The organism is Micromonospora sp. NPDC051227, assembly GCF_044455385.1.
GTDB lineage: Bacteria > Actinomycetota > Actinomycetes > Mycobacteriales > Micromonosporaceae > Micromonospora.
On sequence record NZ_JBITET010000012.1, the window covers coordinates 1 to 19,247 of the forward strand.

Annotated in this window: 15 protein-coding genes and 1 pseudogene; 6 read left to right on the top strand and 10 right to left on the bottom strand. The window is 73.4% G+C overall.

Annotated elements, in window-relative coordinates:
* From ACIA47_RS25000 to ACIA47_RS25010, 3 genes and pseudogenes are all read left to right on the top strand, one after another.
* Positions 1-276: pseudogene (locus tag ACIA47_RS25000) on the top strand (type I glutamate--ammonia ligase); the annotation flags it as partial.
* Between the two features lie 131 nt (positions 277-407).
* On the top strand, positions 408-773 hold the full coding sequence (locus ACIA47_RS25005) for a PadR family transcriptional regulator (RefSeq protein WP_396710966.1): 366 nt from the start codon (positions 408-410) through the stop codon (positions 771-773).
* Complete coding sequence (locus tag ACIA47_RS25010) at positions 770-1,750, top strand: hypothetical protein (protein ID WP_396710967.1); 981 nt, start codon at positions 770-772, stop codon at positions 1,748-1,750. Before ACIA47_RS25005 ends, ACIA47_RS25010 begins: the two co-directional genes overlap by 4 nt.
* Before the next feature lie 371 nt (positions 1,751-2,121).
* Here ACIA47_RS25010 and mptB (ACIA47_RS25015) read toward each other — a convergent pair whose 3' ends face one another.
* From mptB (ACIA47_RS25015) to ACIA47_RS25035, 5 genes are read right to left on the bottom strand one after another with little or no spacing between them, the layout of a single operon-like run.
* Complete coding sequence (gene mptB, locus ACIA47_RS25015; protein ID WP_396710968.1) at positions 2,122-3,603, bottom strand: polyprenol phosphomannose-dependent alpha 1,6 mannosyltransferase MptB; 1,482 nt, start codon at positions 3,601-3,603, stop codon at positions 2,122-2,124.
* 14 nt (positions 3,604-3,617) lie between these two features.
* Positions 3,618-5,027, bottom strand: coding sequence for a polyprenol phosphomannose-dependent alpha 1,6 mannosyltransferase MptB (mptB, locus tag ACIA47_RS25020; RefSeq protein WP_396710969.1), 1,410 nt, complete (start codon positions 5,025-5,027; stop codon positions 3,618-3,620).
* Positions 5,028-5,072: 45 nt separating this feature from the next.
* The gene (locus ACIA47_RS25025) at positions 5,073-6,692 is read right to left on the bottom strand and encodes a hypothetical protein (protein WP_396710970.1); all 1,620 of its coding nucleotides are present in this window, start codon (positions 6,690-6,692) and stop codon (positions 5,073-5,075) included.
* The gene (locus ACIA47_RS25030) at positions 6,685-9,756 is read right to left on the bottom strand and encodes a bifunctional [glutamine synthetase] adenylyltransferase/[glutamine synthetase]-adenylyl-L-tyrosine phosphorylase (protein WP_396710971.1); all 3,072 of its coding nucleotides are present in this window, start codon (positions 9,754-9,756) and stop codon (positions 6,685-6,687) included. The genes ACIA47_RS25025 and ACIA47_RS25030 overlap by 8 nt, the downstream gene beginning before the upstream one ends.
* A complete protein-coding gene (locus ACIA47_RS25035; RefSeq protein WP_396710972.1) occupies positions 9,756-10,523 on the bottom strand; it encodes a type 1 glutamine amidotransferase in 768 nt (255 codons plus the stop codon). The genes ACIA47_RS25030 and ACIA47_RS25035 overlap by 1 nt, the downstream gene beginning before the upstream one ends.
* A gap of 102 nt (positions 10,524-10,625) precedes the next feature.
* Here ACIA47_RS25035 and ACIA47_RS25040 point away from each other — a divergent pair, with 102 nt between their 5' ends.
* Positions 10,626-11,561, top strand: a complete 936-nt coding sequence (locus tag ACIA47_RS25040; RefSeq protein WP_396710973.1) for an LD-carboxypeptidase — start codon at positions 10,626-10,628, stop codon at positions 11,559-11,561.
* A gap of 128 nt (positions 11,562-11,689) precedes the next feature.
* Here ACIA47_RS25040 and ACIA47_RS25045 read toward each other — a convergent pair whose 3' ends face one another.
* Positions 11,690-12,574 (bottom strand): virginiamycin B lyase, encoded by an 885-nt coding sequence (locus ACIA47_RS25045; RefSeq protein ID WP_396710974.1) that lies wholly within the window; start codon positions 12,572-12,574, stop codon positions 11,690-11,692.
* Between the two features lie 184 nt (positions 12,575-12,758).
* On the opposite strand from ACIA47_RS25045, the gene ACIA47_RS25050 reads away from it, so the two are divergent.
* Positions 12,759-13,229, top strand: a complete 471-nt coding sequence (locus ACIA47_RS25050) for a hypothetical protein (RefSeq protein ID WP_396710975.1) — start codon at positions 12,759-12,761, stop codon at positions 13,227-13,229.
* Between the two features lie 602 nt (positions 13,230-13,831).
* On the opposite strand, the gene ACIA47_RS25055 is transcribed toward ACIA47_RS25050, so the two are convergent.
* The 4 genes from ACIA47_RS25055 to glnA all read right to left on the bottom strand — a co-directional run bounded on the left by ACIA47_RS25055 (position 13,832) and on the right by glnA (position 17,083).
* Complete coding sequence (locus ACIA47_RS25055) at positions 13,832-14,215, bottom strand: VOC family protein (RefSeq protein ID WP_396710976.1); 384 nt, start codon at positions 14,213-14,215, stop codon at positions 13,832-13,834.
* A 241-nt stretch (positions 14,216-14,456) separates the two neighbouring features.
* Positions 14,457-15,149, bottom strand: coding sequence for a helix-turn-helix transcriptional regulator (locus ACIA47_RS25060; RefSeq protein WP_396710977.1), 693 nt, complete (start codon positions 15,147-15,149; stop codon positions 14,457-14,459).
* Between the two features lie 69 nt (positions 15,150-15,218).
* Positions 15,219-15,644: a DUF350 domain-containing protein gene (locus ACIA47_RS25065; RefSeq protein ID WP_112582646.1), complete on the bottom strand. Its 426-nt coding sequence runs from the start codon at positions 15,642-15,644 to the stop codon at positions 15,219-15,221.
* A gap of 89 nt (positions 15,645-15,733) precedes the next feature.
* On the bottom strand, positions 15,734-17,083 hold the full coding sequence (gene glnA, locus ACIA47_RS25070; RefSeq protein WP_396710978.1) for a type I glutamate--ammonia ligase: 1,350 nt from the start codon (positions 17,081-17,083) through the stop codon (positions 15,734-15,736).
* A gap of 284 nt (positions 17,084-17,367) precedes the next feature.
* Here glnA and ACIA47_RS25075 point away from each other — a divergent pair, with 284 nt between their 5' ends.
* Positions 17,368-19,125 (top strand): NAD+ synthase, encoded by a 1,758-nt coding sequence (locus ACIA47_RS25075; RefSeq protein ID WP_396710979.1) that lies wholly within the window; start codon positions 17,368-17,370, stop codon positions 19,123-19,125.
* Positions 19,126-19,247: the final 122 nt, after the last annotated feature.

The window sequence follows — 19,247 nt, forward strand, 5'->3', positions numbered from 1 at the left end:
CTCGACGGCATCAAGAGCAAGATCGAACCACCGACGCCGATCGACAAGGACCTCTACGACCTCCCGCCGGAGGAATGGGGCGACGTCAAGCAGGTGCCGGGCTCACTGTCGGCAGTGCTCGACTCGCTGGAGGCCGACCACGACTACCTGCTCGACGGTGGCGTCTTCACCCCCGACCTGATCTCCACCTGGGTCGACTGGAAGCGCGCCAACGAGGTCGACCCGGTGCGTCTGCGCCCGACCCCGCACGAGTTCGCCATGTACTACGACTGCTGAGCAGTCAGATGCACGACGACTGCTGAGCAGTCGCTCGAACACCGGCCGGGCCGGCTTCGCTCACCGCGGGCCCGGCCCGGCCCGCGTTGTGCCGCCCCCCGATATACCTTCGCGTCCGATATATTGCTCGCGTGGACACACCGCTGCGCGAACCGACCTTCCTGATCCTCACCGCGCTGGCCGCCCAGCCGATGCACGGCTACGGGCTGATCGGTGAGGTCGCCGCTCTCTCCGACAACCGGGTGTCGCTACGCCCTGGGACGCTCTATGGGGCGCTCGACCGACTGGTCGACGCCGGCCTCGTCGAGGTCGACCGGGAAGAGGTGGTGGACGGCCGACTGCGCCGCTACTACCGCCTCTCCCCCGGCGGCGAAACCACGTTGAGCGCCGAGACCGAGCGCCTTCGCCGCAACGTCGAAGCCGCCACCACTCGGCTGTCCAAGCGGACTCGGGCCGCCCTCCCGATCACCCCACGCACGGCCGGCGGGCTGGCATGACCGACCTGGAACGCCGCTACCTCCGGCTGCTGCGCGCGTACCCCGCTGACTACCGGCGCGCCCGCGGCGCCGAAATCGTCGGTACCTACCTCGACCTGGCCGCCCCTGACCAACGCTGGCCGACGCCGGCGGACGCCGCGGACCTGGTGCGCGGCGGCCTCCGCCAGCGGCTGCGGGCCACGGGCGTCACCGACCTGATCCCCGGGGTACGCCTCGCGGCGCTGTTGGCAGTGGTCACCGCGACCGCTCTCGCCGGTGTCTGGGCTACGGCGGAGCTGCATCCACCGCCCGTCGGGTGGGGCGTCCCCCACGTCGGCCCGTTCGTGTCGCTCGGTGTCGTCACGTGGGCGGCGTGGCTGTTGGCGGCGGTGGTGATCGCCGTCGCGCCGAGCCGGGTCGCCCGGTGGGCCATCACCCTCGCGCTCCTGCTCACGCTGGCGCTGCCACCGGTTGCCGCGGCGCTCGACGCACCCCGACCGCCGCTGTACGTGCTCCTGCCGCAGCTGGTCCTGGGCCTGCTGGGGCTGGCCGTGCCCAACCGACCTCCGGCGGCGTTCCGCCTCGCACCGCTGCTGTCCGCGCTGTTGGCGCTGGCGGCGGCGGAATTCCTGGTGGGGTTCTCGGATATTGACGGCTACTACGGTCCCGCGTTGGCGGTCCTGCCCGCGACCGGCGGGCTGTTGCTGGCCGTCGGGGCCCTGCTGGCGACAGGTCTGGCGATGGGCGGCGACGCTCGCGGCGGCTGGGCGCTCGTCACGCTGCTCACCCCCGCCGGCTTCCTGGCGGTGCCCCGCCTGGCTAGCGGCATCGGGCCGATGCACGGCGCCGTCACCTTCACGGAACTGGCCGTGACCGCTGTCGCTGTCGCGCTCACCGGTCCTGCCGTCCTGCTCCTGACCGTCCTTTTCCGCTCCCGCCGGACCGCCACCCCCCAGCCCTCAGGTCAACCCTGCCCCACCTGCGGCGCAAGAGCCTGACCACACCCCCTAACACTCAGCGCCTGGCGCCCCACGCCACCTCGAGATCGTGCTCGATCCTGGATGTCAACAGCGTTGCGTCAGACGGAGTGGCTGTTCGTCAACCCCGCGTTTCCCGTCGATCATGGGATTGTGGTGGGTGACAAAGTGCCCGAACAGCACCAAACCAGGCACCATAACTCCATGATCGACGAGGGTGGACTGCCCCTCTTCCGCGATCTTGCGTTTACTGTCGCGACATAAGAGGGTATTCCGCGCATATCGGCGACCGAAACTGCAAGATCGGCGCGGGCGGGGCGTTTCCCGCACAACGATGATGATCACGAGGCGGGCAGGGCGTTCCGTCCGGATTGCCCCCGTCAACCTCATGATCAACGACTGCCGCGGCGGGCGGTGCGTACGAGCACGGTCAGGAGCAGGGCGGTCATCGCCAGTGCACCGGGTGCCTTGGTGACGCGGGCCAGGTTGGTGCCGTCGGGCAGGGCGAGGAAGGCTGCCGCCGCGGTGGGCAGCACGAACCACGTCGTACGGGCGGCGGTGAGCGCCAGCAACGCCAGCGGCCAGGTCGCGTACCAGGGGTGGAAGACCGGGGACAGGACGACCGTGGCGACCAGCGCCAACGCCGCGCCGTGCAGCGCCACCCGGGACCGCGCCACCCGAGGACACCCCACCTTGGCAGCCGCGACCTCGTTCAGCCCGCGCAGCACACGCCAGGCCCGCCACCAGAGCACCACCAGCACCCCGACGAGCAGCAGCAGCGCGACCGCCCGGACCACCGGCACCGCCTGCGGGTCCCGGCCGACCAGCGCGCCGGCGTAGTCGACCACGAAGCCCACGGCGGTGGGTGGTGACGTCCACTGCTCCGAGTCGCCACTGTGGGTCAGCCCGCCCACCCAGCCGAAGCCGAGGCCGGAGACCGCCGAGGTGACCAGCAGCGCGGCGAGCAGCCCTCCGGCCAGCCAACCACAGTGGCGCAGCAACGCCCGTACTGTGTATCGGTCGGGCATCCCGGCCAGCACGGCGAACGGCACCACCACCACGGCGCTGGCCTTCACCGTGACCGCCAGCCCGAGCAGCGCTCCGGCCAGCAGGAGCGCCGCCGGCCGGCCCGGTCGACGGACCACGACCAGCAGCCCACACAGCAGCAGCCCCAGCATCACGGCGTCGTTGTGCGCGCCGGCCACCAGGTGTACGCCGACCAGCGAACCGGCCAGCGCCAACCAGACCGCCCGCCGGGACGGCACCCCGGCCGCCCGCGCCAGACCGGGCAGGCAGAGCGCGGCCAGCAGCAGCCCCGCCACGGCGATCACGCGCAGCGCCACGATGGTCCCGGTGAGCCCGCCGCCGAGGCCGACGGCGAGGGCCGCGAGCAGGACGAACACCGGCCCGTACGGTGCCGGCGTGTCCCGCCAGATCGGCGCCACCGTGTCCAGCCAGGGGCAGCCCGCCGCCGCCACACCCACTGTGTACGGGTCGACGCCGTGGGCGTACGTCCAGCCCTGGCAGGCGTACGAGTAGACGTCCCGGCTGCCCAGCGGTGGCGCGACCAGCAGCGGTAGCGCCCACAGCCCGGCGGTGACGTACGCCCAACGGGTAGACGGCGCACCCTCGCGCAGCGACCACCAGGCCCCGACCAGCAGCACGGTGCCGGCCAGCCAGCAGATCAGCGTCGCCGGGCCGTCCGGGGTTCGCCAGATCGACGCCGGTGTCACGCCCAGCGGGGCGTCGGGCAGCGCCCCGCCGAGGTAGCCGGCCACGGCGAGCAGGACCGCGCCGACCAGACCCGCGTACCGGGCACCCAATGCCGCCAACGACACAGGCGGCGGCGGAACAGGCGCGCCGGGAGCGGTCACCGGCGCACCTTCCCTCAATCGGCGGCGACCGGCTGACGGGCCGCTCGAGCCGACCGTACCAACCGGATGACCAGCACGATCACCAACAGCGTCATCAGTGGTGCCCCGACCGTCTTGGTGTACCGGGGCAGCCCGGTGCCGTTGGGCAGCACCAGGAAGGACGCGACCAGGGCGACCACTGTGAACCATCGGGTGCGCTGGGCTGTGGCCGCCAGCACGAACAGCGGCCAGGTCCAGTACCAGGGGTGCACGACGGGGGCGAGCGCGACGGTGAGGGCGAGCGCGAGGCCGGCGTGGTACAGCGGGTCGCGGGTGCGGGCCCGCCACCAGAGCCAGACGAGCAGTACGGCCAGGAGGACCACGGCGATCCCGCGGGTGACCGGCAGCGCGTCGATGTGAGCACCGAACAGCGCCGCGACGTACCCGACCGTCTGCCCCACCGCGGTCGACGGGGAGGTCCAGGCGATGGCGGCGCCGCCCTGGGACAGCCCGCCGACCCAACCGAAGTCCAGCCCACCGACGACTGTCACGCCGACCACTGTGACGACAGTGCCGCCGACCACCCAGCCGCCGTCGCGGATCAGCGTGCGGATCCGGTACGGCCCGGCGGTGGCCGCCAGCGCGGCGAACGGCACCACCACCACGGCGGTCACCTTGATCGCCACCGCGACTCCGAGGAGCAGCCCGCCGACCAGCAGCATTCCGCGCCGGCCCGGGTGCGCCGCCACCACGGCCAGCCCTCCGACCAGCGCGGCGAGCATCAGCACGTCGTTGTGGGGGCCACCGATCAGGTGCGCGGCGACCAGCGGGGAACCCAACGCCAGCCACACCGCCCGCTTCGCCGGCACACCGGCCCGACGGGCAAGCGCCGGCAGGGCCCACGCGGTGAGGGCCACGCCGACCAGCGACAGCGCACGGAACAGCACGATGCTGGCGGTCAGCGAACCGGTGGCCTTCACCACGGCGCCCGCGATGAGCACGAACAGCGGCCCGTACGGCGCCGGGGTGTCGCGCCAGATGACCGAGACCGTGTCCAGCCAGGGGCAGGGCAGCGCGGAGACGCCCTGCTCGTACGGGCTGATGCCGCCGACGAAGCTGGCGCCCTGGCAGGCGTACGCGTACACGTCCCGACTGCCGAAGGGCGGTGCGATCAGCAGCGGCAGCAGCCAGAGCCCGACGGTGACCAGCGCCCACCGCGTCGAGGGCCCTCCGTCGCGCAGCGCCCACCAGGCGTACGCCATCAGGCCGGTGCCGACCACCCAGGCGGCGAGGATCAGCGGGCCGTTGGGCCCCTGCCAGATGCTGACCGGGGTGCTGCGCAGGGGGCCGCTGGGAAAAGCGCCGCCGAGGAAAGCGGAGAGCGCGAGCAGCATCGAGCCGGCCAGGCCGGTCCAGCGCGCGAGGTGGGAAGGCACGCCGGACATGCTGCCAGCATCACGGCCGGGTGCCGACGGCAGGCACCCGGACGGTCAGCAGTGGCGCGCCGGTGCCAGCCCACTGGAGATCGAGTAGTCGCCCGCGGAGCGGACCCGCACCTCGGTCCACCCGTCCGCGCCCGGTCGTAGGCAGCCGTCCGGGCCGCTCAACGTGAGCCAGCGCGACCAGCGCACCCGGACCGGCACGTCCCCGGGCGTGGCGGTCAGCCGGACCGCGCCCCGGTCGGCGGCGACCAGTTGACCCGGGGCACCGACCAGCGGGGTCGGATCGACCACGGCGTACATCCGCCAGGTCGGGTCACGCCAGACCTCCCGCAGGTACGGCAGGCCGCCGCGGATCAGCGCGGCCTCGTCGCGGCCCCACCGGTCGGCGGGTGCGTCCGGGGCGAGCACCACGTAGCTCACCGCCTCGTGCCGTAACCACTGCTCGTACGTCTGCGCGCTCAGGGTGCCGTCGTAGAACAGCGTGTTGCGGTCGCTGTCGACCTGGCGTTCCCAACCCCGCGCCAGTGGCACTGTCGGCGGCAGGTACGCGGACTCCCAGTGGTCGCGCAGCGGCACCACCTCGACCCGTCCGGCCGGCTGCCGCCGGTCGAGTTCGGCGACGAGCGGTTGGTGGAAACGTTCGGCGCTCTCCGGGGCGCCGGCCCGGGTCACGTCGCTCATCATCACCGGGGACTGCCACCAGACGGTCGCGGCGAGCAGCCCGGCCAGCCACGGCCTGGGCAACGCGGCGTACCCGGCCAGCACGGGCAGGGCGAACAGCATCGGCAGTCGTAGCGCGTTGGAACCGATCGGGCTGGGCACGTAGTACGCCCCGATCAGGAGCAGCACGGTGAGCACCGCGCCGACGCGCAGCACCCGGCGGCGACGCGGCAGCACGACCGCCACCAGCACCGCGAGCGCGACGTTGATGCGCATCGACTCGGCCGAGTACGGCTGGGTGCCGCCGTTGCCGAAGACGAACGCCATCGGGGCGAGCGTGACGGCGGGCGCCACGGCCAGGACGAACCCTTCGGCCAGTGGTCGCTCGGCTCGCCAGCCTCCGGGCAGGGGGCGGCCCGGCCCGTCACCGGTGCGCAGGGCGCTCAGCAGCAGCGCCGCGCCGGCCAGCCCGGTGAACAGGCCGGCGACCGGGCTGGCCGTCGTCGCCAGGGCGGCGCAGACGGCGGCGAGCGTCAACCGGAGCCAGCGCGATGGGCGTTCCGCGCTGACCGCGCAGAGCGCCAGCAGCCCGAACGCCAGCCCGACCGCGAAGGTGATCCGACCGCTCGCCAGGTTGCCGACCAGCACCACCGCGCCGAGGACGCCGGCCAGCAGCGGTCGGCGGGCCCGGTTGCGGGTGAACAGCCAACCCAGCGCTGCCGCGCCGACCACGGCGGCGATCGCCCCCAGCGGACGCACCCCGATCAACGCGCCCAACCGGGCCGTGAAGAGGCTGTAGCCGTACTGGTTGACGCCGCCGTACCAGCCGAAGTCGACCGGCGCCGCCCCGTACCGCTCGGTGAACCCGGCACGGGCCACCTGGGCAGCGAGGTCGGTGCCCATCGGCGGCGCGAGGAGGAACGCGACGGCGAGCAGCACGGCCACCCCGGTCGCCGCCGCCCAACCTGCGACGCTCCGCCCGGTTGGGGGCGGCGACGCGTCAGGCATCGAGGACCCGTTCGGCAGCGGCGCGGGAGCGGCGGCCGGTGCGCAGGTACTCGTCGAGGAACTCCCCCGGATCGTCGCGGCCAAGCAGCCGGGCCACCCCTGCCAACTCCACCCCGTGCCGGGGCAGCTGGTCGCCGGCCCGGCCCCGGACCAGCATCAACGCGTTGCGGACCTGCGCGGCCAGGGCCCAGCCGGCGGCCATCTCCGCGGCGTCCGCCGGGTCGATCAGGCCGGCCCGCTCGGCCGCCGCGAGGGCGTCGAGGGTACGCGTGCCGCGCAGCGCCGGGATCGCGCCGGCGTGCCGGAGCTGGACGAGTTGCACCGCCCACTCCACGTCGGCGAGCCCACCGCGCCCCAGCTTGGTGTGGGTGGCCGGGTCGGCGCCACGGGGCAGCCGTTCGGTCTCCACCCGGGCCTTGATGCGCCGGATCTCGACGACCTGCTCGCGGGTCAGCCCGTCGGCCGGGTAGCGCACCGGCTCGATCATCGCCTCGAACTCGGCGCCCAGGTCGGCGTCGCCACAGACGAACCGGGCGCGCAGCAGAGCCTGCGCCTCCCACACGCGCGACCAGCGGGCGTAGTACTGCGCGTACGCGGCGAGGCTGCGTACCAGCGGACCCTGGCGGCCCTCCGGCCGCAGGTCGGCGTCGACGCCCAGCGGCGGGTCGGGGGCGGGTACGCCGAGCAGCCGGCGCAGTTCCTCGGCGACGGCGTGCGCGGCGGCGCTGGCGGCGCTCTCGCTGGTGCCCGGCGGCGGGTCGTAGACGAAGAGCACGTCGGCGTCGGAGAGGTAGTTCGACTCGTACCCGCCGAGCCGGCCCATGCCGATCACCGCGAACCGCAGCCCTGCTGGTGCCGGCTGGGTGGCCTGAGCGGCCCGCAACGCGGCGGCCAGGGTGGCGTCGGTGACGTCGGCGAGCGCCGTACCGACAGCGGTGATGTCGGACAGCCCGCGGGCGGGTCGGTTCGCGCCGTCCGCCCGGGTGGGGCTGGGCGCGAGCGCGCCGGCCCGGCAGAGCACGTCGGCGCAGGCCACTCGGACCAGCTCGCGACGTCGCAGCGCGCGCACCGCGCTGGTGGCCTCGACCGGGTCGGTGTGCCGGGCCGCCGCCGCCAGGAACCCCTCCCGCAGCACTTCGGGCGCGCGTGGCGCCAGCTCGTTCTCCTCGGCCAGCAGCCGCAGCGCCTCGGGGTCACGGGCGAGCAGGTCGGCGACGTACCGGGACAGCGCGAGGACCCGGGCCAGCCGACGGGCGACCGGGCCGCCGTCGCGCAGCAGCCGCAGGTACCAGGGGGTGCTGCCCAGCTTGTCGGAGACCTTGCGGTAGTTGAGCAGCCCCCGGTCCGGCTCCGGCGCGTCGGCGAACTCGCTGAGCAGCACCGGCAGCAAGGTGCGCTGGATGGCCGCCGTGCGGCTCACCCCGCCGGTGAGCGCCTGGAGGTGGCGCAGCGCCCCGGCCGGGTCGGCGAAGCCGAGGATCTCCAGGCGGTTCCTGGCCGCCTCCGGGGCGAGCCGCAACCCGTCGGCCGGCACCCGGGCCACCGACTCCAGCAGCGGCCGGTAGAGCAGTTTGGCGTGCAGTCGGCGTACCTCGGTGGCGTGGGTGACCCACTCGGCCCGGAAGCTCTCCACGGCGCTGCGCCCCGGCGCGGCCGTGAAACCCAGCGCGGCGGCGAGCCAGCGCAGCGCGCCCGGCTCGGCGGGCACTGTGTGTGTACGACGCAGGCCCTGGAGTTGCAGCCGGTGCTCGACGCTGCGCAGGAAGCGGTAGCCGCGCAGCAGGGCCTCGCCGTCGGCCCGACCGACGTAGCCGCCGGCGACGAGCGCGCGCAACGCCGGGACGGTGCCGGGCGGGCGCAGCGTCTCGTCGCCGCGACCGTGCACGAGTTGCAGCAACTGGACGGCGAACTCGATGTCGCGCAGCCCGCCCGGACCGCGCTTGATCTCGCGCTCCAGCTCCTTCGGCGGGATGTGGTCGATGATCCGGCGGCGCATGGCGCGGACGTCCTCGACCGCCTCGGGCCGCTCGGCGGCCCGCCAGACCAGCGGCGCGAGCTGGTCGATCCACTCCTGGGCCAGCGGCAGGTCCCCGGCGGCCGGGCGGGCCTTGAGCAGCGCCTGGAACTCCCAGGTGCGCGCCCACCGCCGGTAGTAGGCCAGGTGGCTGGCGAGGGTCCGCACCAGCGGGCCGCGGCTGCCCTCGGGGCGCAGCGCGGCGTCCACCGGCCAGGCGACCAGCCCGCAGATGTAGATCAGACGGGTCGCCACCAGCGTCGCGGCGGACAGGTCGGCATCCTCGGCGGCGACGAAGATGACGTCCACGTCGGAGACGTAGTTCAGCTCGCCGCCGCCGCACTTGCCCATCGCCACGACCGCGAGTCGGGGCCGCTCGGTCCCCTCCGCCAGCTCGGTGACCGCGATCTCGTACGCCGCGGTGAGCGTCGCGTCGGCCAACGCGGAGAGCGCGGCCATCGTCTGCTCCAGGCCGCGACCGCCGGTCAGGTCGGCCGCCGCGATCCGCAGCAACGCCAGACGGTACGCGGTCCGCAGCGCCGCCACCGCGTTGCCGCCGTCGGCCGGCTCCAGCCGCCCCTCGGCGGTCGGGGCGAGCCCGTCCGGGGCGGTCCGCAGCGCCTGGTAGTGCTCGGGGTGGGCCACCAGGTGGTCGCCGAGCGCCGCCGACGCGCCGAGCACCGCGATCAGCCGCCGCCGCAGCCCGGGATCGGCGTGCACGTCCGCGAGCAGCGGCGATTCGGCGCTGCTCGTGGCGGGGCTTCCGGCGCTGCTGTCCGTGGTGCGGCTTCGAGCGCTGCTGTCCGTGGTGCGGCTCTCGGCCTCCACGATGCGGTGCAGTTGGCGCAGCGCCAGGTCCGGGTCGGCGGCCCGGGACAGCGCGGCGAGCAGCTCCGCGGCGGCCTCGTCGACCGGCTCCTGCTCGGCCGGCCGCCACAGCCGCAGCCCCTCCGGGCCGAGCAGGTCCGCGGCGCGCGCGCCACCGTCGCCTTCGGCGGTGCCGAAGCCGTACCGGGCGAGCCGGCCCGGTGCCCTGGTCGGCCGGCTCATCAGTGCCCGAGCAGCGGCAGACCGCGCCGCGTCGTACTGTCGTCCAGCTCGCCGAGGGCCAGCGCGGCGAACCGGGCGGCGAACGGTTGCCAGACCTCCTCGACGTCGGGCAGCACCGAGGCGCAGGCCGCGACCACCAGCTCCGGGTCGTAGCCCAGCTCGGCGAGTTGGGCCGAGTCGGTGGCCCAGTCGGCGATCATCGCGGCGTCGCACTCGATGTGGAACTGCAAACCCCACGCCCGGTCACCGAGGCGGAACGCCTGATGCGGATAGCGGGTGGAGGCGGCCAGCAGTGTCGCGCCCCGAGGCAGCTCGGTGATCTCGTCGGCGTGCCACTGGAGCACGTCCGGGATCAGCGGCACGTACCGGAACAACGGGTCGTTCTCGGCGGCGTCGCGCCGGCCGACCACGCCCGGGCCGATCTCCGGCCCGGACGGGCTGCGCTCCACCAACCCGGCGTGCGCGGTGGCGAGCAGCTGCGCGCCCAGGCAGACCGCCAGGGTCGGTACCCGGTACCGGACCGCCTTGCGCAGCAGGCCCTCCACGGCGGGAAACCACTGTGCGCCGGGCGAGCCGTCCGGCGACGGGTACGCCTGTTGGTCGCCGCCGAGCACCACCAGCGCCGCGTACCCCTCCAGGTCGGCGGGCAGCTCGTCGCCGGCGTGCGGGCGCACCACCCACAGCTCCAGCCCAGCCTCGGTCAGCCACTCACCCAGCCGGCGCGCGTCGTCCGTCGGGTCGTTCTCGATCACCAGCGCGGTTGCCACCCGTCGAGGCTAGCCGGTACGCCGCACGGCACCACGCCCCGGCACAGGTCCGCCCGCTGGGTGGCGGCCTGGCAATGGTCGGGGTCGTTAGGCTCTGCGGTTGTGATCAGCGAGGACAGCGCCGCCGTACGCCCGCCCGTGCTGCGCCCGGGTGACACGGTGCTGCTGGTGTCGCCGTCCGGGCCGACCTCGCCGGAGCGGGTGGCCCGGGGCATGGAACTGCTCACCGGCTGGGGCCTGCGCCCGGTGCCGGCGCCGAACGCGTACGCCCGCCACGGCTACCTCGCCGGCACCGACGACCTGCGCGCCGCCGACCTGAACGCGGCCTTCGCCGACCCTGACGTGCGCGGAGTGATCTGCACCCGCGGCGGCTACGGCGCCCAACGCATCGTGGACGCCATCGACATGGCCGCCGTCCGCCGCGACCCGAAGGTGGTGGCCGGCTTCTCGGACATCACCTCGTTGCAGTTCGCACTGTGGCGGGGCGCCCGCCTTGCCGGAGTGCACGGCCCCGGGGCGGCCTGGCGCGACGAGCGGACGCCACTGCGCTCCGCCGAGTCCCTGCACGCGGCGCTGATGACGACCGAACCGGTGTCGATCACCGCGGTCCCCACCGAGGAGACCTTCGGCGTACGCGTACCGGGTCGCGCCACCGGCACCCTGCTCGGCGGCAACCTGTGCATGATCGCCGCGTCGATCGGCACCCCGGACCTGCCCGACCTGACCGGTGCGGTGCTGTTGATCGAGGACGTGCAGGAACCCCCGTACAAGGTCGACCGGATGCTCACCCACCTGCGCCGGGCCGGCGTGCTGGACGGACTGGCAGGGGTGGCGGTGGGGCAGTTCACCGACTGCGGCGACGGCTGGGACACCACCATCGTCGACGTACTCACCGAACGCCTCGGCGACCTCGGCGTACCGGTCCTCGGCGGCCTCCCCATCGGCCACGGCCCCAACCAGCTCACAGTCCCGGTGGGCACAACCGCCACCCTCGACACCACCACCGCCACCCTCACCGCAACCCCCGCAGTCCACTAACCCCGCCCCGCCCGGGCCCCGGCCCCCCGGGCCCCCTCGGGCGCGGTTGGTCATGAAGTTGTTGCCACTCGTCACGGCGTGTCGCGGCAACAACTTCATGATCGTCGCCGGGTCGCAGGTGGGTGGGGTTAGGTGGGTGGGGTTAGGTGGGCTACTGCGCCGATTTCCAGGGCGGCCCAGATGCCGGTGGGGGTGCGGGTGATGCCGTGCGGTTCGGCGTTGGGAGTGGGTAGGGCGTAGCCCTCGATCTGTCCAGTCGCGTCGAGATGACCGATCCGGTTGGCACCCCACTCGGTGAACCACGCGCCGCCATCCGGGTCGGCCACGATCGCGTGCGGACGAGCCGCCCGGTCCGGCAGCGGAAACTCGACGATCTTGCCGTCCGGGTCGATCCGGCCAAGCTGACCGGCGGCGATCTCCACGAACCAGATGACGCCGTCGTCGCCCAGGGTGATGCCGACCGGGCCCGCCTTCACGGTGGGTAACGGATGCAGCGTCACCCTGCCATCGAGGTCGATCCGACCGATCGCGTTCGCCTGGTTGAGGGTGAACCAGAGAGCCTGGCCCGCGCCAGCAGTGATCATCGAGGCGAATCCGCCGGTCACCGGCAGCGGGAATGCGGTGTGGGTGCCGTCGGTCTCCACCCGGCCGATGGTGTCGGAGGTCATCCCGGCGTACCAGAGCGCGCCATCGGGCCCAGCCGCGATGCCGCCCGGCCCGGTGCCGGCCGGCAGGGCGATGGTGCGCTGCTCACCGCCGACGGTGATCCGGCCGATCCGGTCGTCTCCCGAGCGGGTGAACCAGAGCGCCCCGTCCGGCCCGGCCGTGATGATCAACGGGCGACCGCCGGGCGGATCCAGCGGGTAGGTCCGGACCGCGCCGTCGGGCGACAACCGGGCGACGCCGCCGGCGTGGGCCAACGTCAGCCAGAGCGCGCCGTCCGGGCCAGGCGTGATGCCGTACGGCCCGACGCCCGGCTCCCCGATTGGTATCTCCCGAATCTCGACGGTCATGCCGCATGTCCTTCCGTCGGTGGATCGTCCACCCTGACGGCTCGGCCAGCGACCACACAACCGATTTCGCTCACCGCCGGCCCTGATTGTCAGCTCGCTGACAGGGTCGCCACGGCTTCCGCCCAGACAGCCCGGTCACTGTCGGTGCTGACAGCGCAGGATGACCGAACCTCTGGAGGACAGCATGTCCCGCACCATTCGCAGGAAGCACCTGCTGGCCGGCCTGGCCGCCGCCGGCGTCCTCGGCGTCGGGATCGCGGCCCCGACGATCGCGTTCGCCGCCGAAACTCCCACGCCGACCACGAGCACCAGCACCGCCCCGGCTCCCGGCGCGGCTCCGGGTGCGAAGGCCGACCGGCAGGGCGAGTTCGCCGCGGCGCTCGCCAAGGAGCTGGGCGTGCCCACCGACAAGGTGACCGCCGCACTGGAGAAGATCCGCGAGCAGCACCGGCCGGCCGACCGGCCGCAGCGCCCGTCCGCCGAGGACCGGCAGGCCGCGCTCAAGCAGCGCCTGAACCAGGCCGTCAAGGACGGCAAGCTCACCCAGGAGCAGGCCGACGCCATCACCAAGGCCGTCGAGGCCGGCGTCTTCCCCGGCCCCGGGGGCCACCGCGGCCCGGGCGGCCACCACGGCGCCGGTACGCCCGGCAAGTAGCCCGGCGAGCCCGGCCCCGGCGCGCCCCGGGCCAGGCCACGGCCGGTCTCGGCGCGCCCCGGGGCAGGCCAGGGGACCTCGGTACGCCCGGGACAGGCCACGGCCGGTCTCGGCGCGCCCCGGGGCATGCCGGGGGCGGTCTCGGCGCGCCCCGGAGCGCGCCACGGCCGGTCTCGGTACGCCCCGGGGCAGGCCGGGGGCGGCCTCGGTACGCCCGGGACAGGCCGGGGCCGCCCTTTCGGGCCCGGGCCGACCTCGGTACACCTCGGGCAGGCCGGGGCCGCCCTGTTGGGCCGGGGCCGGCTCGGGCCTGCCGCAGCTTGATCCACTCGGTTTCCAGGAAGTCGCGGTATCCCGCGCGCTCGGACCCCACGACATCATGAAAACCGAGTCGATCACACGCGCGGATGCGTGCGGCCAGGCCGGCTCTGCCGTCACACCCGCTCAAGGTAACGGCCCCAGAGCCAGGCCACCCAAGGGCCAGCCCCACCAGGGCCAGCCCCACCAGGGCCAGCCCCACCCAGATCCAGCCCCACCCAGATCCAGCCCCACCCAGATCCAGCGAGGGGCCAGCCCGGGGCTTCGGCCCGCCCTGGAAGGGGTCAGGGCTGCGAGGGCGGGGGCGTGAACACGCCCAGGTGGTTGCCGGCCGGGTCGAGTAGGTGGACCAACGTGAGACCGCTCGGTGTGGTACGCGCCGGCACCAGCACCCGACCGCCGGCCGCTTCGGCCTGTCGGGATGTCTCTGCCACGTTGGCGACTTCGGCGTAGAACACCGCGTAGTTCGGCGACGTCCCGTCGGTCGCCCGGATCGCCCCGCCGATCCCGGTGTCGCCGCCAGCCCCGGTCACGCGGTAGGACCCGCCGTTGGTCGAGCCCTGCTCCTCGAAGGTCCAGCCGAACAACTCCCCGTAGAACCGCTCCGCGTCCTCGGGCCGGTCGGTGCCGATCTCGAACCAGGTGATGGGCGTGGTGGACCTGGACATCTACTGCCTCCAGAATTTCCGTGTCGGCCGTTCGGCCGTCTTCTGGAGCAGTCTCGGGGCCGTTGGCGACAGCGTCCTGTCGGTGTTTCCGGATCACCCGGCGGGGTTTCCAGCGACGAGACCCCACCGGGCCAGCCGCGCCGCGGACGGGTCACAGACCAGGCCCACCGCGCCGAGCCCGTGTCAGACCCGGCCGCCCCACCAAGCCCGTTTCCGACCCGGCCGCCGCACCGAGCCCCTTTCAGACCAGGCTCAGCGGGCGGACCCGCTCGTGCGGGATGTCGAGATCCGTCAGGCGTAGCTCCCGGGCCACCACGTCGGGCAGCGCCCAGACGCTCCGGATCCGGTCGGTGCGGAAGCACCGCAGTTCGTCGCGCAGACGACACCAGGCGACCAGGTACCAGTGTCGGGAGTTGCCGAGGTAGCCGAGTGGCTCGACGTCACGGGTCGAGTCGGCGCCGGCGCGGTCGGCGTACCGGATGCGTAGCACCCGCCGCGCGGCGACCGCGTCGGCGACGGTGGCCGGGACGGGCGTGGCCGGCCCGTCGCCGATCAGGTGCACCCGGCCGGCGAGGCGGTGCGCCTCGGCGGCGTCGGCGGCCGGCAGCACCGCCACCAGCTTGCGCAGCGCGGTGGCGGCCGGCCCTGCGAACGGCGAGCCGGCGAGCCGGTGCAGCGCCACGGCCATCGCCACCGCCTCGGCGGCGGTCAGGTTGACCGGCGGCAGAGTGCGGGCGCGGTCCAGGACGTAGCCGCCGGTGCGCCCGGGCTCGGCCCAGATCGGCACCCCGGCCTCCTGCAACGCGCCGAGGTCCCGTTCGATGGTCCGGCTGCTCACCTCGAAGCGCGCGGCCAGCCAGCGGGCGCTGCGCGGCCGTGGTGACACCGCCCGCAGCTCCTCGACCAGCGCGTAGAGGCGATCTGTGCGGTTCATGCTCGGCACGCTACGACCGGGGTACGACGCCCTCCGGCGACCGCCCGCACGGCGACGCGGACAGCCGGCTCAGGCGATGCAGGCGCAGACGATCAGCGCGGCCCCGAAGTGGGTGGCGGCGCTGACCCGGGCGGCCGGGTGCGGCTCGGGCGAGCAGATGACCTCGCCGAGCTTGCCGGGGGTGAGCAGGTCCAGCACCACGAAGGCCAGCGCCATGATCGCCAACCCGACCAGGCCGAAGACCACTGTGGAGGCGAGCCCTTTGCCGAAGTCGCTGTAGCTGGTCAGGATCGCGGTGAAGACGATCCCGGCGATGCCGAGCTGGTTGGCGGCGAGCAGCAACCCCGCGTTGGCGTTGCGCTCGACCCAGATCAGGTCTCGCAGCCGGCCCGGGGTGAGCAGGTCGACGAGCCCGAAGCCGGCGGCCATGAGGCCGACGCCGACGATCCCGAACACGACGCTCTGCCAGGCACCGCTGAACAGATCCTCCAGCACCGACTTGCCTCCCGACTCTCCGCCCGGAAGGGTACCGGCGCGGTGATCGAGACGATAGCGGCAGCGCGCAACGGCGTCAGCCCCTGCGTCTACAGGGCCAGGTAGCGCTGCCGCTCGTACGGGGTGACCTCGCGGCGGTACTGCTCCCACTCGGCCCGCTTGTTGCGCAGGAAGAAGTCGAAGACGTGCTCACCGAGCACCTCGGCGACCAGTTCGGAGCCGGCCATCACGTCGATCGCCTCGGCGAGGTTCTCCGGCAGCGCCTCGTAGCCCATGGCGCGCCGCTCCGCACTGGTCAGCGACCAGACGTCGTCCTCGGCGCCCGGCGGCAGCTCGTACCCCTCCTCGATGCCCTTCATGCCGGCGCCGAGCAGCACCGCGAAGGCGAGGTACGGGTTGGTCGCCGAGTCCAGCGAGCGGACCTCGACCCGGGCCGAGTTGGGCTTGCCGTACGCGGGAACCCGGACCAGCGCCGACCGGTTGAGGTGACCCCAGCAGACGTACGCCGGGCTCTCGGTGATCCGGTCCGGCAGGTGCTGCGGGAAGAGCCGCTTGTACGAGTTGACCCACTGGTTGGTGACCGCCGTGTACTCCCGGGCGTGCACCAGCAGACCGGCGATGAACGACTTCGCCACCTTGGACAGCTTCATCGGGTCGCCGCTGTCGTGGAAGGCGTTGCGCTCGCCCTCGAACAGCGACAGGTGGGTGTGCATCCCGCTGCCCGGCTGGTCGGTGAACGGCTTCGGCATGAAGCTGGCCTGCACACCGGTGGAGAGCGCGACCTCCTTGACCACGTGCCGGAAGGTCATGATGTTGTCGGCGGTGGTCAGCGCGTCGGCGTAGCGCAGGTCGATTTCCTGCTGGCCGGGCGCGACCTCGTGGTGGCTGAACTCCACCGAGATGCCGATCCGTTCCAGCGCCAGTACGCCCTGGCGGCGGAAGTCCCGGGCCACGGCGTGGGTGGTGTGCTCGAAGTAGCCGCCAGTGTCGACCGGGGTGGGCAACGAGCCGTCCTGCGGACCATTTTCGAGCAGGAAGAACTCGATCTCGGGGTGGGTGTAGAAGGTGAAGCCCTTCTCGGCTGCCTTGGACAGCGCGCGGCGCAGCACGTGCCGGGGGTCTGCCCAGGACGGCCCGCCGTCGGGCAGCAGGATGTCGCAGAACATCCGGGCGCTCTCGCCGCTGACCCCGCCTTCGAAGGGGAAGACCTGGAAGGTGGTCGGGTCGGGCATGGCAACCATGTCCGATTCGAAGACCCGGGCGAAGCCCTCGATCGCCGAGCCGTCGAAGCCGATGCCTTCCTCGAAGGCCGCCTCGAGCTCGGCGGGGGCCACCGAAACGCTCTTGAGCGTGCCCAGAACGTCGGTGAACCACAGCCGGACGAACCGGATGTCCCGCTCTTCCAGCGTGCGGAGGACGAACTCCTGCTGACGGTCCACTTCCCCAACCCCTCGCGACACTCTTTTGTCCGCCTTGGCCGGGCTGTACCCGACCTGATCGCCCAGTGTTCCCGGGCCTGGTTACGCAGACGTTACGCGAACTGCCGCCGGCCGTCCCGTCGTGTCCCGCCCGGCGAGCGCGGGCCCCCGCCGTGCCGCCGCGTCCGCCGTCGGGAGGGCCGAGCTCCTGCCGCCTCGGCCTCGCGGGTGCCCGTCGCGGCAGGTGGCGGCAATCTCGTCGGAGGGTACGGATTCTCACGCGGAGGCTGGGGCAAGATGAAGGCATGCCCACCCTGCGTCTCGCCCTGTCCCAGGTCAACCCGAGCGTCGGCGACCTCGCCGGAAACGCCGACCTGGTCCGCAGCTGGACTCGCCAGGCCGCCGATGCCGGTGCCCAGCTGGTGCTCTTCCCGGAGATGATGCTGACCGGGTACCCGGTCGAGGACCTCGTCTTCCGGCGTTCCTTCGTCGCCGCGTCCCGGGCCGCCGTGGAGCGGCTGGCCGCCGACCTGGCCGCCGACGGTCTCGGCGAGTTGCCGGTCGTGGTCGGCTACCTGGACGCCGACGGCCCGCCGCAGGTCAGCGGGGACGCCGAGCCCGGCCGAGGTGCCCGCAACGCCGCCGCGCTGTTGCACCGGGGCGTCGTGGCCGCCCGCTACTTCAAGCACCACCTGCCCAACTACGGGGTCTTCGACGAGGACCGGTACTTCGTCTCCGGTGACGCGCTGACAGTGGTGCGGCTCGGCGGCGTGGACGTCGCGCTGACCATCTGCGAGGACCTGTGGCAGGCCGGCGGTCCGTTCGCCGCCGCCAGGAGGGCCGGCGTCGGCCTGGTCGTCAACATCAACGGCTCGCCGTACGAGCTGAACAAGGACGACATCCGGCTGCCGCTGGTCCGCCGCCGGGCCGCCGAGGCGGGCGCCGCCATCGCGTACGTCAACATGACCGGCGGCCAGGACGAGCTGGTCTTCGAGGGCGACTCGATGATCGTCAGCGCCGACGGTGAGCTGCTCACCCGGGCACCGCAGTTCGTCGAACACCTGCTCGTGCACGACGTCGAGTTGCCGGCCGCCGCCACCCCGCCGACCAGCGAGACGGTGGCCGACGGCATGCGGATCGTGCACAGCACGCTGGACGGCCTCCCGCACACGCCGTCCGGCCCGGCCGCCACCGGCGGGCTGATCGAGCCGGTGGCCGACGAGGCCGAGGTGTGGCAGGCGCTGGTGCTGGGTCTGCGCGACTACGTCAACAAGAACCGGTTCCCGTCGGTGGTGCTCGGTCTCTCCGGCGGCATCGACTCGGCGGTGGTGGCGGCGCTCGCCGTCGACGCGCTCGGACCGGACCGGGTGGTCGGGGTGTCGCTGCCCAGCCAGCACTCCTCGGAGCACTCCCGGGAGGACGCCGCCGACCTGGCCAAGCGCACCGGCCTGGACTACCGCGTCGAGCCGATCCAGCCGATGGTCGACGGTTTCCTGGCCAACCTGTCGCTGTCCGGCGTGGCAGTGGAGAACCTGCAGGCCCGGGTCCGTGGCGTGATCCTGATGGCGCTGTCGAACCAGGAGGGCCACCTGGTGCTGACCACCGGCAACAAGAGTGAACTGGCGGTCGGCTACTCCACCCTGTACGGCGACTCGGTGGGCGGCTTCAACCCGGTCAAGGACGTCTGGAAGACGCTGATCTGGCGGCTCGCGAAGTGGCGCAACAGGGACGCGGCTCGGCGCGGTGAGACCGCCCCGATCCCGGAGAACTCGATCGGCAAGCCGCCGAGCGCCGAGCTGAGCCCGGGTCAGCTCGACAGCGACAGCCTGCCCGACTACGACGTCCTGGACCCGATCCTGATCGGCTACGTCGACGGCGACCTCGGCCGCGACGGGCTGGTCGAGTCGGGTCACGACCCGGCAATCGTGGACAAGGTGCTGCGGCTGGTGGATACCGCCGAGTACAAGCGACGGCAGTCGGCGCCGGGCACGAAGATCTCCATGAAGGCGTTCGGCCGGGACCGCCGTCTGCCGATCACCAACCGGTGGCGCGAGCACGGCTGAGCCGTACCCCTGGGGGTGCCGGGTCGGTGGCGCGGCCCGGCGCCGCCGCGCGGTGACTTCGCGGCGCGGTCCCGGGTGGCCAGGTGGGGCGGCCCCGCGCTGGTGGAGTGACATCTTGCACT